Origin of the sequence: Lunatibacter salilacus (assembly GCF_009797935.1) — a bacterium.
GTDB lineage: Bacteria > Bacteroidota > Bacteroidia > Cytophagales > Cyclobacteriaceae > Lunatibacter > Lunatibacter salilacus.
Map to the genome: position 1 here is coordinate 218,720 of NZ_VOLC01000004.1, position 14,691 is coordinate 233,410.

9 protein-coding genes are annotated in these 14,691 nt (G+C 44.2%); 2 read left to right on the forward strand and 7 right to left on the reverse strand.

Features of this window, described 5'->3' with window-relative positions:
* Nucleotides 1-143 precede the first annotated feature (143 nt).
* The 5 genes from FQ608_RS07605 to FQ608_RS07625 form a co-directional block, all read right to left on the reverse strand.
* Nucleotides 144-5,000, reverse strand: a complete 4,857-nt coding sequence (locus FQ608_RS07605; protein ID WP_158857225.1) for a DNA repair ATPase — start codon at nt 4,998-5,000, stop codon at nt 144-146.
* An 85-nt stretch (nt 5,001-5,085) separates the two neighbouring features.
* Nucleotides 5,086-7,116 carry a flotillin family protein gene (locus tag FQ608_RS07610; RefSeq protein ID WP_158857226.1) on the reverse strand — a complete coding sequence of 677 codons (2,031 nt, stop codon included), beginning with the start codon at nt 7,114-7,116 and terminating at the stop codon, nt 5,086-5,088.
* Between the two features lie 12 nt (nt 7,117-7,128).
* Complete coding sequence (locus tag FQ608_RS07615; protein WP_158857227.1) at nt 7,129-7,752, reverse strand: hypothetical protein; 624 nt, start codon at nt 7,750-7,752, stop codon at nt 7,129-7,131.
* Nucleotides 7,753-7,836: 84 nt separating this feature from the next.
* Nucleotides 7,837-8,532 (reverse strand): PspA/IM30 family protein, encoded by a 696-nt coding sequence (locus FQ608_RS07620; RefSeq protein ID WP_158857228.1) that lies wholly within the window; start codon nt 8,530-8,532, stop codon nt 7,837-7,839.
* Between the two features lie 16 nt (nt 8,533-8,548).
* Complete coding sequence (locus tag FQ608_RS07625; protein WP_158857229.1) at nt 8,549-8,938, reverse strand: type III secretion system chaperone family protein; 390 nt, start codon at nt 8,936-8,938, stop codon at nt 8,549-8,551.
* A gap of 152 nt (nt 8,939-9,090) precedes the next feature.
* Between FQ608_RS07625 and FQ608_RS07630 the strand changes: the two genes are divergently transcribed.
* Nucleotides 9,091-9,726 (forward strand): helix-turn-helix domain-containing protein, encoded by a 636-nt coding sequence (locus FQ608_RS07630; protein ID WP_158857230.1) that lies wholly within the window; start codon nt 9,091-9,093, stop codon nt 9,724-9,726.
* A gap of 48 nt (nt 9,727-9,774) precedes the next feature.
* Here FQ608_RS07630 and FQ608_RS07635 read toward each other — a convergent pair whose 3' ends face one another.
* Together FQ608_RS07635 and FQ608_RS07640 are read right to left on the reverse strand one after the other, a co-directional pair.
* A complete protein-coding gene (locus tag FQ608_RS07635) occupies nt 9,775-11,034 on the reverse strand; it encodes a lipase family protein (protein ID WP_234364115.1) in 1,260 nt (419 codons plus the stop codon).
* Between the two features lie 17 nt (nt 11,035-11,051).
* Nucleotides 11,052-12,323, reverse strand: a complete 1,272-nt coding sequence (locus FQ608_RS07640; protein ID WP_158857231.1) for a dipeptidase — start codon at nt 12,321-12,323, stop codon at nt 11,052-11,054.
* 252 nt (nt 12,324-12,575) lie between these two features.
* Between FQ608_RS07640 and FQ608_RS07645 the strand changes: the two genes are divergently transcribed.
* Nucleotides 12,576-14,633: an FG-GAP repeat domain-containing protein gene (locus tag FQ608_RS07645; protein ID WP_158857232.1), complete on the forward strand. Its 2,058-nt coding sequence runs from the start codon at nt 12,576-12,578 to the stop codon at nt 14,631-14,633.
* The last annotated feature ends 58 nt before the right edge of the window (nt 14,634-14,691 follow it).

Genomic DNA, 14,691 nt, shown 5'->3' on the forward strand with positions numbered 1-14,691 from the left:
TTGATAGGTTGATAGGTCACAGTCCCTCCGTCCCCATCTCTCAGTCACTGCCGCCTCCCGTCTTCAAACTTCCGTCTCCAAGTAAGATGATGGGTTGATTAACTCAATAACCTAATAACCTAATAACTTAACTCCCTTAGTCTCTAAGTCCCTCCGTCTCTCATACCATTACTCAACACCTTCTTAATCCCTTCCAGCCCTTCTACAAAAAGGGACATCTGTCCGATCACCTGAGCCATTCGATCGGAATCGCCAAGTCCGCGGATCCGGTTGTTTTTCACGAAAGTTTCCTTGATGGTTGTCCATCGATTGGATCGGGTTTCGTCCAGCAGGTTCATCATCTCGAAAAGCTTCAATAAGTTGGACTCTGCATCCGAGGTCAGGGTTTGGGATTCGTTTTGGTAATGATCTAAAACTAACTGCATAACTTCCTTATCATTCAAAATAGGGACCACTTGGCTGATTAGTTTGTTCATGTCCCGGTACGAACCCTGAAGCTTAAAGGGTGGCTCAACCCGGTAATCGTCGGCCATTGCCGCGGAGGCAATATATTGGGCATTCACTTGAAGCACCACATCCCTGACCATTATACATTTCCTAAGGACAGAAAGGCAATCCTGTATTTCCTGCGAAGATAGGTTTCCTTCCAGATTGGGATAGTTGGGATCTTCATTTTCAATAAACTGTACCAATTTGTACAAATTTTCAATTCCATATTGCGTGAGCGATTTGAGGATAGGGTTGGAGGTAAGGCCATTTTCGATCAAGCTGAGTTTAAATAGGTCTGCCCGGTTGTTAACCATATCCCCCAAATTGTAAATATCCGCCCTGTTGGAGAGCATATCCGGAATTTGGAACTTGTCACCGCTTTCGGTGTACGGATTTCCAGCCATTACCACACAAAAGCGCTTTCCCCGAAAGTCATAGGTTTTGGATTGTCCATTAAATACACCTTCTATTTTTCGCTGTCCATCTGCTAGTGAAATGAATTTTTGTAAAAATTCGGGATTACAGTGCTGAATGTCATCCAGGTAGAGCATGACATTGTCACCCATTTCCAAGGCGAGGTTGAGCTTCTGAAGTTCCTGCCGGGTAGCGGCATTACGGGCTTCAGCGGGATCCACAGAAGTGATTTCGTGACCAATGGAAGGTCCATTAATTTTCATAAAGATCAAACCGAGTCTGTCAGCCACATATTCCATCAGGGTGGTTTTTCCATAGCCGGGAGGGGAAATCAGCAATAGCATGCCTGATCGGTCAGTGCGTTTGTCGGCGCCAAATGCCCCCATTTGTTTGGCAAAATTGGTTCCGATAAGCGGCAAATACACTTGGTTAATAAGTTTGTTACGGACAAAAGAAGTCAATACCTGAGTTTGAAATTCATGAAGCCTTAATTCGCTTTTCTTTTGTTCGATCAGTTGGTGCTTTAATGCCTGAAGCCGTAGATATTTCGGGTGTACTTCTCCTACGAATCGCCTAAGACGAGAGGTGAATTCGTGGTAGTCGAAATGGTATTTTCCTTCCCCGTCTTCTGAATGTATACCAATGGATTTGACAGATTTTATTTCTTGTTGCGAGGAAATATGCTGCACGTAGTGCGTATCCGGGCTTTCCATAATCAGGCAAGAAGCGGCTTCTTCAATTATTTCTTCCCTGACTCCTGGCCGCTTTTTAGCTGCTGATGCCTGCATCCATTGTTTGCACAGGTGCCACTCTGCCGCGGGAAAGTCAGCGAGCCCTTTTTGGGCCTCTAAAAAAGTGGATTCTGAATTTTTCTCCCTTAAGTTTTTTCGAAAATCCTCCAGAAGTTCCTTTGCTGACCTTTCCAAGATAAATCCATCCGTGGCTTGTTCTACCGCTAAATACTTTGCGGCTTCCAAGGAATCTATTCCTTCCATTAATTTATTTTGGACGGAAAATTCCTTTATAGCCTCACTTAAACTTTGGATAAGATGTGTGTATTCTTGGGTATGCTCGAATACCTGCCGCATCAAATTGACAAAGACAAATTGCTTTTTGAAATATGCTTTTTTGTCAACATCAACATAATGCCAGAATAATTTAGCCAAGATACGGGTCTTTGCGGGAAATTGTAACAGGCCTAAATCTTTGGTTTTTTCAATCAGGGTTTGTAAAAGCAGTAGGGCATCCTGATCGTGAACACCTTTAACATACCCCTCGCCATAGTGGTTGGTCATGTATTCACTTATTTTCTCTACGAGATCATCTTCGGTGGGAAGATCATTGGGATTCAGCTCTTGAAATACCTTCCATGCAAGATATTCGGCCCGTTGAACATCTTTGTTTTCGGATGGGAGTTCCTGCTCCCAAACTTCCCGAAGATCATCGATGGCTGCCGCATCCATGGCTTCATAGTATGAAGTGCCAGTAAGATGGTAATAATATTGCCTGTCCCTGATTAGAAGGGTAAGGTCCAGTTTTTGGTTATTTACGGCGAAACGAACATCCCCCATCCGAATAATGTTATTTCCATCTTCGTAGAGTTCTTTTTTATCTTTAAGTGCACGGATTGCCTCCTGCTGCAGCACTTGAAGCTGATTGAGCAAGTCTTCTGATTTTCCGGCGTCATCCAACTGCTGTAGGTTCTTGGCGGAGTCACGAACTTTGTCAATCATCAGATCTGAGGCAAAGTATCCGTTGATTTCAATTTCAGACTCGAAGGTCGCCGCCTTGGATTGAATACCCTTTAGAATTCGCTGACCAGCCGCAAAAAGTGAATTCGTCCTCCTGTTTCGTGCTTCTGTTAGGGAAACTTTTTTGGATTCAAAAGCCGCATATACTGCTTCTCTTTTTTCCGTGATCTTATCGATGAACTCATCGAAATCGACAAAACGGCTTTCGAGTTCTTCCAACTGTATGGAGAGTTTTGTCAGGTACTCGTCACATTTGACGGGATCATTGGCCAGGTCCAGGTAGTTGACTATAGCCTGCTCAAAGAGTGTCAACTGGGCGGAAAAATCGGCCCGAGCCTCCCGTTCCCCCAGTTGCCGCCGTTTATTGTTAAGTGCTACCCGCTTTTGGTTGAGTTGCGCAAAAATGACCGATATGTTTTCTATGATCTGAGTGCTGTGGGAGGTATCTTCTACTTTTAGGTTGTTAACAATTTCTATCAACAGCTCCAACTGACGGGAAAGTTCGTCAAAGTCCTTTTCAAGATTTTTTACATCAATTACTTTAGTAAGTTTTTGGACTTCGGTTCCCAGATAGTCCATACGCTCCTGATAGTAGGAAAGTGCATTTTCCTGCAATAAAAACTGCACACAAGCATCCGCCAAATCGTCTGCTCGGCTAGCTATACTTTCTTCCAGTTTGGCCACGGCCTCCATGTCAATGTACCGGAGGCTTTTCAGCCCAATAATCTCCCCACGGAGCTTGCGTAACTTGGAAAGCAAAGAAACATATTCCTCTAATGTGTCATAACTAGCTCTACGGGTATCAAACAAAATTTTATTCACATCAGTGGTAGCCTTTTCAAGGTTTTCCGTTGTGTTTTTTCGAATTTGAACTACCTTTTCAAACTCATCTATTGCCGACAGGGCAATTTCTTTTACCTGCTGCAAGGGCTCATGGAGACTGCCAGCCCGCTGGTTATTGAGCCAGAAGTAGCCGTCCGTAATGCTTTGGCTCTTTCGTTGGATATCCTCATACAACCCATCGTAACTGTCCTCTTTGGTAAGCAAAACAATCAATTCCTGTATTTCAGCCATGGCCCTTACAATGGGCCTATTACCTATTTTATACAGTTCATGGTTTTTGAATGCCTCATTGGGGATTAATTCCTTGGAATAAGGCGTTTGCCAGATTTGGATAAGATGGTGTTTACTCGGTGCGATTTCCGTATTGAAATAGCACAGCTCCCCATTTCCAAATAACGTGTATCCATTGCAGAAAATCGGAGTCTTTACAGTCTGCTCAATAACGTTATAAGAAAGTATGACGAAATCATGATTCTTTTCTTCATAAAAAACAAACAAAAAATCCTCCCCATTGGGAGATTGGATTTTCCGAAGGAATTTTACGCCTTCAATTTTCCTGTCAAATAGTTTGTATTCACCTGTCTGCAGGTAATAGCCATTCGAAAGGATAATTCCCTGATCATCGGGTAGCAGAATTCCCGCATCCTTAAGGGTATCTACGCGGATCACATTTTTGATGCGGTGGTTGAATATAAAAAAACGGTCGCTTTCCAAATAGGGACGGATCTTCAGAAGAACTAAATTTCCCAAATCACAAAAGTGGATTTCCGCATCATCCAGCGATTGATCCCTTTGGTCCACTTCTTCTTGGTAGATCCCCTGACCGTTATCTGTGTTATCTTCCACTTTGATGGTGAGGTCACCTCCCAATGTCTCTACGAAGACTTTGTCCGCAATGGAAACGTGTGGATTCTTGCCGACTCGCTGCATATCCCGTGTGGCTTTAGTCCAAGTAAATTCATGTTGAGGGGGAAATCGTACGTCGGCAGCACTTCTGGAATCAACATAGATTAGTTTTTCACCGTCAATAAGCCACTTAAATGCTTTGATATCAGACGGGCTGTCTGAAAGCTGAAAAACAAAGTACAGGTAATTCAGATGGATGGTAAATCTGGAAAATTGCGTGTTCCTGTAGAATTTATACAGGTTTTGAAGTTCGTTGGCAAACTCAGAATCTGATAGGATATCGATAGGAGCATGGTGAAACTCGTGGTCTTGGAAATGATACACACTGAAGACATCGGGAATTTCCAAGGTGGACTTGAGCCCCAGCCTTACATTGTATCCTAAAAGGCAAATGTTTCCAACCGACACAATGTCCCTGGCTACGCAGTTATGGTCGGTACTGATCCGTACATTGGAAAGCAGCTTAAAATCCACAGCCCCGAAAATCTGCTGACGTTCCTTGTTCAGGGTTTGAATCCTCGTGAGAAGTTCTTGGCGTTGGTGCTGAAGCCGTTGTTGAATGATTTCATAAGTACCCCTTTCGATCGTATTATCCATAGCAGATTAAACGTGAAAATGAAAAAAACTCTTTAAAGTGGGAGAGGATTAAATTCCCTCCCCCGGAAAATTCCTATTTAAAATTTTAGGACAATTTCCTGTTTTCTATTCCCATGGATTTGGCCATATCCATCAACCCTGCCAAAAAACCTCGGTCCTCCTCCGAAGCGGTTATTTGGAGCTGACCAATCAATGCGGCAATGGATAGATTTTTGACATCAGAGGTGGTGATGCCATACTTATCTGCAACTCGTTTGACCTTTGCAATAAGGTCGCTATTTTCTCCAGATTCTCCATTGCCATTACTGAGCAGTGCTCCTTTAAACTGGCTAATAGTATTGGAATTCTCTACCAATTTATCGATTCCCTTTCCATTTGAAACCTGACGAATCACATTTTCAAAGAAGGTATTATCACCACCCACAATATCGATTTTCGCTGATTTGAAGGCTTCTGCCAATACCTTGGCCTGAGCGTCGGCGATGTCTTTTTGTATTCCAATTTGGGCTAATTCCACTTCTTTTTCCTTTTGCAAATGAAGACGGAATTCCTCGTGTTCTTTGCCCGCATCATTTAGCTGCTTCATGGCAGTTGCCTTTTCCTGAATTCCCTTGGCCTCCGCAACGGCTTTTTCTTGAATGACCTCTGCCTCTGCCAAGCCTTCCTTTCGTTTGGCCTCTGCTATTCGTTCAATCACAACAGCATCAACTGTGCCTTGTCTTTCGAGGGCATCTGCTTTCGCATGCATCACTTGCGCCTCCGAAAGCCCTATGGCAGCCTCTTCCTTGGCTATAGCTTCAGCTATGATTTTCCGAGCTTCGGCATCTTTATCAGCCGCATCTTTTCGTGCTCCAGCTTCAATGATGATTTTTTGAGCTTCAAATTTGGCAGATTTCTCCTTGGCTTCTGCGGATTTGACCTCTTCGATCAGGTTCACCTCCGCAGCTTTGGAAGCGATTATCAAAGCCACTTCTTTTTGTCTTCCCGCCTCTTTTAAGGCTTCTACATCTTTTATCTTTTCTTTTTCCTCGACCACGGTTTTTTCCATGGCTACCCGTTCCCTAATGGCATCCTGGATGTTTTTCTTCTCCAATTCTACCGCTTTCTCTTTTTCAATTTGTGCAAGTTCTACTACCCGCTCTCTTTCAGTGGCCTCGATGTCCCTATCCTTCTGTACCCGCTCGGTTTCCACCGCTTCTGCGCGCTCTTTATTCTTGAGTGCGATAATAACCTGCCGCTGCTTATTCTCCTCCTGTATCTGTAGCTGCTCTTCCGTGCGTATCCTAACTTCCTCTGATTTCAGTCGCTCCAAAGAAGAAACCTTGTCTATTTCAGCCTGCTCTCGTGCTTTTATGGTTTCTATCTCACGACGTTGAGACTCTTCTTTCTCTTTGAGTTGCTTCTCCAGTTCCAGAATGGCTTCCCGGGCTTCGACATCCTGTTTCTTTATAATCTTTTCTTCATCCCTGCGGATTAGATTGGCCTTGATGTTTTGGGCTGCGGTAAGTTCAGTGATTTTTTTGATGCCTTCTGCATCCAGAATATTATTTGAATCCAAGTTTTCTACCTTGGTTTGCTCCAGGTAATCAATGGCACAATCATCCAGCACGTACCCATTTAAGTCAGTTCCGATAATGTCAATGATTTCATTCCTGAATTCCCTTCGGGCTTCATAGAGTTCGATAAATTCAAATTTTTTCCCAACGGTTTTGAGTGCTTCAGAGAATTTGGCCTCAAACAAGCTTTCCAAGGTTTCATGGTCTGATGCACGGGCACAACCTATGGTTTGGGCTACATTGATGATATCCTGTACGGATTTGTTTACCCGTACAAAGAAGGCTACCTTGATGTCCGCCCGCATATTGTCCTTGCAGATCAGACCGTCTTTGGCCATTCTGGAAATATCCAGCTTCTTAACTGAAATATCCATGATTTCCTGTTTGTGAAGAATAGGGACTACAAGTCCCGCATTAAAAAAGATCTTTACTCCGCCTTGCCCGGTCCGCACCAGAACCCGGCCTTGGCTCACTTTTTTGTACATGGAGATGAGCCACATGAGCAGCCCTAGCAGCACAATCATTCCGAATATGGCCACTGTGTAAAAAGATTCCGTCATTTTTTCCTTGGTTTATGGTTGATACTTTTGTGCAAAATAAAATTTCTTATCCGGCGATTCCTCAAGTATGATCACCGTGTCTCCGTATGCAATCGCATCGTCGTCGATCGATTTGGCATATACTTTTAGTACATCGTCCCCGAAGAGTATATCGATCTGACCCATTTTATCCTTACTCATGGGAATGACTACCCGGCCCACTTTTCCAATAAAGTCAATAGGTAGTTCTCCCTTGTGATTAAAAACCGCATACAGCTTCACAAAGGGCTTGGCGACTACTTTGGTGATGAGCATGCTGACGACAAATCCCGGAAGATATACCAAGAACCCCAGAATATTGTCTGAAATGCCAAGTAGGGCAGTAACGTTCACATTGATAAGCCACATACTAAATACGACTAGGGTGATGATGAACATCACAGGCAACTCCCCAATGTAGAAAAACTCCCAAACCGCTGACCAAAAGCCCTGACCTTCCACATTTCCCACATCGGCACTATTGACGTCTGCGTCTGCATCCAGATCCAGGTCAAGCCCGGTAAAGATGATGACAATCCAATATAATACCACCACTAACATTAATAGCGTAAGGATAAAGTTTGCAGGCGCAAAAGAGATGTCTATTAATTTTTCCATGGAAATACCAATTTGAAAGGGTAAGAGATGGGAGAGTTACACCGATACCAGGTTTGTTCAGGTGTGGGATTACGATAAATTAGCCTATTCCATACCCATCTGCTTTTTTAGTTGGGCCAGTTCATCTTCTACGGTCAAGTCCTCTAGCGTTTTCTTGAGTTTCTCATCGTGGGATTGGTTGGCATTGGCCATTTCACCGTATGCTTCCGCCAATGCTTCATCTTGAACCACTTTTTCTTTCATACGTTCCAGCATTGCCACCACCCCAGTGCTGTCCATATTGGTCATCTGTTTGTTGATTTTTTCTGTGGCACTGCTTACTTTGATTCGCGCCTTCAGAGTCCGAAGTTCGTTCTCCCACTGCTGTATGCCCGCTTTAATTCTACTGAGATTTTGTTCCAGAGTGCCTACCTGCTTCTCCAAATTTGACACTTCGTCCCTGATTAGAAGAATTTCCTGGGCCACTTGGGCTTTGCGTTTGAGATTTCCTTTGACAAGGTTTTCAGCTTCTTGGGTCTCAAGTTCTCCTTGTTGGGATTTTTTAAGAAGCAAAACCGATTTGTTTTGAAGGTCCTCTTCAAGTATTTCATTTTCTTTAAGATCCTTTGACCTACGGATATGCATTGCTTTTACTTCAGCCAGAGCCCTGAGGGCTTTGTCCTGATTGTCCCTCATATCCCGGAGTCCCTGTTCGATCATATTGATGGGGTCTTCCAGTTTGTCGATGGCCGAATGGGTTTCAGCCTGACCTATTTTGAATAATCTTTTCAGCACGTTCATATCTTTTGTGTTTTAATTATTTTGAAAAGGATAATATTTCATTGGAATATTCGGATAGCAAGAGACCCAGGGAATTGATCGTTCCTTCCAACTCCTTCAAGTCCAGTGTCTCTACCTGTAATGTGTTTCGGAAAATGACCTTTTCTCCTTTCTCGTCCAGAACGAAGGCACCATGTACAATGTCTCTGTTTTTTATCAACAGGTGTCTGAAAATATCGGGATCATCGGTGACATCGAAGAGGTACTGTTCTATAATGACAATGGGTGTTGCCACTCCAATGACCATGTTTTTTACGCCCATTTCCTCATTGTCGATGACCAATAAATTGTCTGAGGTGTTTTCATATAATAACCCATAGCCCAGTTCCATGACAAAATCTCTGACTTTCTTAAAATAATGATCCATATGCGGGATAATTTAAAGTTGTTAAAAGTTAGGATACTGCGATTAATCACTTCACAAGTATAAAAAAAGAAGAAATAAAATGCAAATAAAATTAGCATTTATTTTGCTAATTTTATTTGCAAAGCCTAATTTTGTTTCAAATAGTAACGGTTATGTCAAAATTCGGGAAAAATATAAAGAAGATCAGAAATGTGCGCGGCTTGACTCAAGCGCAGTTGGCCGAAATGATTGAAGTAAATAGGGGTGTTGTTTCTTCTTACGAGGAGGGCAGGGCTGAACCTAAAATTGAGACCATTATAAAAACCGCGGAGGTATTTCAACTATCGATTGATCTTTTGCTCAAGAGTAGCGTCACTGTAAATCAGTTAAGTGGGTTTGCCCTGCCGGAGATTGCCAAGGGTAAAGGAGAAGTTCAAAAGCTACCGGAAAATAGGCAGACGGTATTTGATTTTTTACCAAAAGGCACTGTGGGAATTTCATGCAGGGACATAGAACCTAGCACTTATATAAAGAAAGCCGAGACCATTTTAGCGGCCCCGGCAAAAGCTGTAGTGGGAAAGCTTATGCTGATTCAATCCGAAGGGAAGAAGTATTTGGGCAAAGTCACGGCGGTAAATGCCAATGAAATTAGCTTGGATAATTTAGATAGGATATTACATCAGCCAAGCTTGATGTTGGAGGTTATGGGGATTTATTCTCCAATCCAACAGATAAGCCCTTTGGAAGAAAGGGTACTTCAGCTAGAGAATCGATTGGATCAGCTAGAAGTAAAGCTGCGGGAAATCTAATCTCATTTCAATTTTTGATCAAAAGTTCACGGTATCCCTGTTATTTTCTCATTCAGGTAGTTGAGACGTCAACATTAAGTAAGGGGCATGAAAATGATGTGGAAATAGTACTTTAGGATTATCAGGGAATTCCTCCATGTATGCATCATCCGGGGATAATACGATGATATCTCCAGTTCTCACATAGTGATTGCTGTCGTAAAACGGCGGGGCAACGTATCCCGGTATATTTTTTACCACCGATTTGGACGTCATTTTGCCCAAGTATTTTTGATAATTGCGACGGGCCTTTTTAGTCGGTTTGTCAAGTTGGTTGTAGACGCTTTTCATAATTAGCCGTTTTGGAAATTTCTCCTTTCGGATCATGGCCTCCGCATTCAAAAACGGATTAATGGTATTAAAGTCTGCGGTAGTCTGAATGGACATGGGAACCTCCGGAACCCAGTCTTTGGCGTTAACCACATTATACGCCCAGCCATCGTAAGCCAGGTCCTCGTAGGTATAGGCAAAATAAAGATTCCCAGGCTTGGGGGCCGCACTGCAATAGGTCTTGATCTTCAAATCTGCAGGAAGATTCCCAGACTTCTGAAGTGCTCTTAGGTGGGCGGTCAGCAGATAGGCGATTCCCCCGCCTTGACTGTGCCCAATGATTAAAAATTCCTTTGTTCCCTGCTGATAGGCTGAGTCTATTTTTGGAAGTAAATCCCGTACTATAAACCCAGAGCCTATCAACCAACCAATATGTACTGCAGCTTGGGGATTTTCTGAGAGTGCGTACTTAAATTCAAAGTCATCTGCTAACGTCAAAGATCCTTTGGCGGGCACCATGGCTGCATAGAAATTTTCCAGCCAACTGACCGCATTCGGCGTGGTACCCCGGATACTTATGGCCGCCACCGGCTTTTCCGAGTGCTTCCAAAGATCCCATTGATTGTCCAATCCCAGCACTCCGGACTGATACACCATTTCAAAGTTCTGCGGTTTCTCAATGGTATTAAAATAGGAAGAATCCCCAGTGGATCGCGCTGAAATTTTCAGTGCTTCCATATATTCGTACTTGTCAAAACTAGGTTTTAAGTATTGGCATTCAGCTTTCCAGACAAATCCAAAAAAAGCCGAGAAGAGGAGAATCAATGCTTTTTTTTCCATAATTTCCCGATATTTCCGCATGTTTATTGTGAACAAACTCATAGAACTGGAACCATCATCTACGGCGTAAGTTTTAAATATAACCCAACTTTCGGATAATTCTATATTAAGGTAAAAAGACAAAACCCCGGGACCATGCTGTACCGGGGTTTTGGTCATTATATAGGAAAGGTGGTTTAATTCAACCGCATGTCCGAGGTTCCTTTGTCAATCACCTCGCTAAATACCCGCATAAAGTTTCCGCTCCAAATCTTAACGATATCTTCTTCGGTATAGCCTCTTTTAACCAGTTCTACGGTAATATTTTTTATCTCACTGATGTCGTAGCAATCCGCCAATCCTCCGCCACCATCGAGATCCATTCCTATGCCTACATATTCGACGCCGACAAGGTCCACGATATGGTCAATATGATCAACGTAGTCCGCTACTGTTGCCAAGTCATTTTTATACTTTTCGCGAATTACCATCATCTCTGACCGATATTCATCCCTTTTTTCGGAAGTCATTTCTTGCATAGGCCCATATTTCGCCCGCAACGAATCCATTTCGGCTTCCCGTTCCGGGTTTGGGGTAGGGGTTTTCACATAGCTACTTAGAGCATTTACCTGTACCACGCCACCATTTTTTGCCAATTTGACAATCATGTCATCGGTTAGATTTCTTGGATGCTCACAGAGTGCCCTGGCGGAAGAATGTGTGGCTACTATTGGGGCATTGGTCACTTCCAAAACATCATAGAAGGCATCGTCCGAAATGTGCGATACGTCTATCATCATTCCAAGGCGGTTCATTTCCTGAACGACCTCTTTTCCAAATTCGCTGAGACCGCCATGTTCCGGGCCGTTAGGATCGGTGGAGGAATCGCAGATTTCGTTGTTTCCACCATGACTAAGGGTGATGTAACGGGCACCGAGGTCGTAGAACTTTTTCACCTTCGTGATGTCGGTTCCCAGGGGATACCCATTTTCAAGTCCGATATAGATAGCAATTTTGTTTTCTTCGGCAATCGTTTCCAAATCCTTAGGTTCCAGCGCGAGGGCAAGTTTGTCCGAATTGTCGGCTACCGATTGATGGATCAGTGTGAAATATTCGGTAACCTTTTCATCAGCAGCTACGTGTGAAGCCGAATCTCGGGGTCCCTGCCCCAGATAAGCAACCATAAAAATTCCATTGAGTTCTCCCCGCTCCATGCGGGGAATGTCTACCTGACTGCCAGTCTTCCACGGGTCGTGTTCTTCCCGAAGGTCAAATCCTAGGCGGGACATTTGAAGAGGCGTATCAGCATGTGTATCTATTTTTAGGACCGAGCTGTGAATTCGGTTGGCGATTTCCATGGGGTCTGGTTCGGAGGCACAGGAACTCAGTCCGACTGAGATCCCAACCAATCCCAACGCCGTATAAGCAAGGACCTGTTTGAGGAGATGCAAAGGGGTTTTGTCTTTCATGATTACTTTAGTGGAAGTTAGGGTTTTGAAGACTTAAATGCAAAATTTGCAATTTATACAGTGGTAAATTGAATGTAAGATCTAAAAATAAGGAATTGATAGGGAAAAATACAAAGACGGTTGAAGATTAATGAAAAATATTATCTCCGTCCCCTTAGTATCTTTGAAGATATATCCGTATTAATATTAACATGCCAAGTAAATGTTAAGAAGTTGTCTCTTGAATTAGGCAGCAAAACCTTTCGCACGCCCATGAAAACGTTTATCTTATTTTATGTTTTTGTACTTGTTTCTTTTATTCCGATCAGGATGAATCAAATTCCTTTCATTTTAGCCGATCCAGTTTTAAAACAGGAGGGTTCAAAAGAAGTGGGTGATTTATCTGAATTTATTGACTCTTTGGATAACTTTAATCAGTTGGAATACAACAACCCGGCTCTGCTCACCGACTTGGGGGTGGGGCTATGGGCTTGGCCCCTTCCCATGGATTGGAATGAAGACGGACTGATGGATTTGGTAGTAGCCTGTACGGATCGGCCTTCCAACGGCGTCTATGTGTTCTTAAATACCGGAACATATGATCCGGCCACCGGGATGCCGGTTTTTTCTACGAGTGAGCGAATTGGTCCGGCTGGTCCCAATCCGCAGGTGTCCTATGTGGACGGAGCTCCGTTGGTTACTACCAGTGGGAAGTTTTACCCGGACTTCAGGAAAAGTGGCCTGACAAATTCGGTGGTTTTGGGAAACCCGGACAGTATACATGTAGGTGAGGGTAGGGTTCGGGCCAATCAATGGAAGCTGGTGGATTATACCGGAAACGGAGTGTTGGATATTGTTGTTGGTATTGGCTTTTGGGGCGATTACGGTTGGGATGATGCTTGGGACAAGCAGGGAAGCTGGACCAACGGTCCCTTACACGGATATGTGTATGTGATGGTAAATTCCGGTACGAACGAAGAACCCGCCTACGGGAGCCCGTTTCAGCTGCAGACTACATTGGGTGAACCTATCGATGTATTTGGCATGCCATCGCCCAGCTTTGCCGACTTTGACGGTGATGGAGATCTGGATCTACTTTGCGGGGAGTTTTTAGACGGGTTTACCTATTTCGAAAATGTGGGTAGCCGCGAAAAACCCGAATATGCTTCGGGAAAAAAGTTGGAAATAGGGGGGAAGCCTCTTGTGATGGACCTGTGCATGATTACGCCGGTAGCGGTGGATTTCAACGGAAATGGACATATAGACTTGGTCGTTGGTGATGAGGATGGGCGAGTGGCACTTCTTGAAGCTACCGGAAAGTTGGTGGACGGGGTCCCGCAGTTTATGCCACCCCGGTATTTCCGGCAGCTGGCCGATCGGGTTAAGTTTGGTGCCTTGGCAGCTCCCGTCAGTGTGGACTGGGATGGAGATGGCTTGGAGGACATGATTGTGGGCAACACATCCGGACATATAGGATTTATAAAAAACCTCGGAGGTAACCCTCCCCGCTGGGCAAACCCTGTTAACCTAGCTGCAGGGACAGAACTCCTAAGAGAGCAGGCTGGAAAAAACGGCTCCATCCAAGGTCCTGCGGAGGCAAAGTGGGGGTATACCAATCCCAGCGTTGGCGACTGGGACGGAGATGGGCTGCTGGATGTGGTCACCAACGGAATCTGGGGCAAGGTACTTTTTTACAAAAATATAGGGACAAAGACGGCTCCAAGGCTGGCACCTGCGCAGCCAATTGCGGTGGACTATTCAGGCAAGACACCTAAACCTACTTGGACTTGGTGGGAGCCTAAAGGTAAAGAACTCGTGACACAGTGGCGAACTACGCCACAACTAATTGACTGGAACGGAGATGGCCTGTTGGACTTGGTTATGCTGGATCAAGAAGGATACCTAGCTCTCTTCGAACGCAAAAAGGACCAGGTAGGTAATCTTACACTCAGTCCGCCAAAGCGGGTGTTCTGGGGTGAGGGTGTCTCCGCATATGATGGAAGTGGAAGGCCCCAAAATGAAATTTCCGGTTTACTTCGGATGAATGTCCGGGAAGCAGGTGGGAGTGGACGGCGTACCTTTACCTTCTATGACTGGGACCAAGATGGCATCCTTGACTTGTTGGTCAACAGTGCCACCAACGTTAATGTTCTTAAAGGGCTGGGTAAGGATAGCAGCGGCCATTGGAGATACCAAGACATCGGCTCGGTCAGCGAACAGCTTCTTGCCGCACACTCCACCACGCCCACCATTGCGAAATGGGAGGATAAGTCCTTTTTGGTAGTCGGTGCGGAAGATGGCTTTTTCTATTATATGGCTGTACCGGAGTAGAAGATGGAACTGTTCTATAAATCCAAAAAACAGATTGCATGATTTCAATATGCTGGAA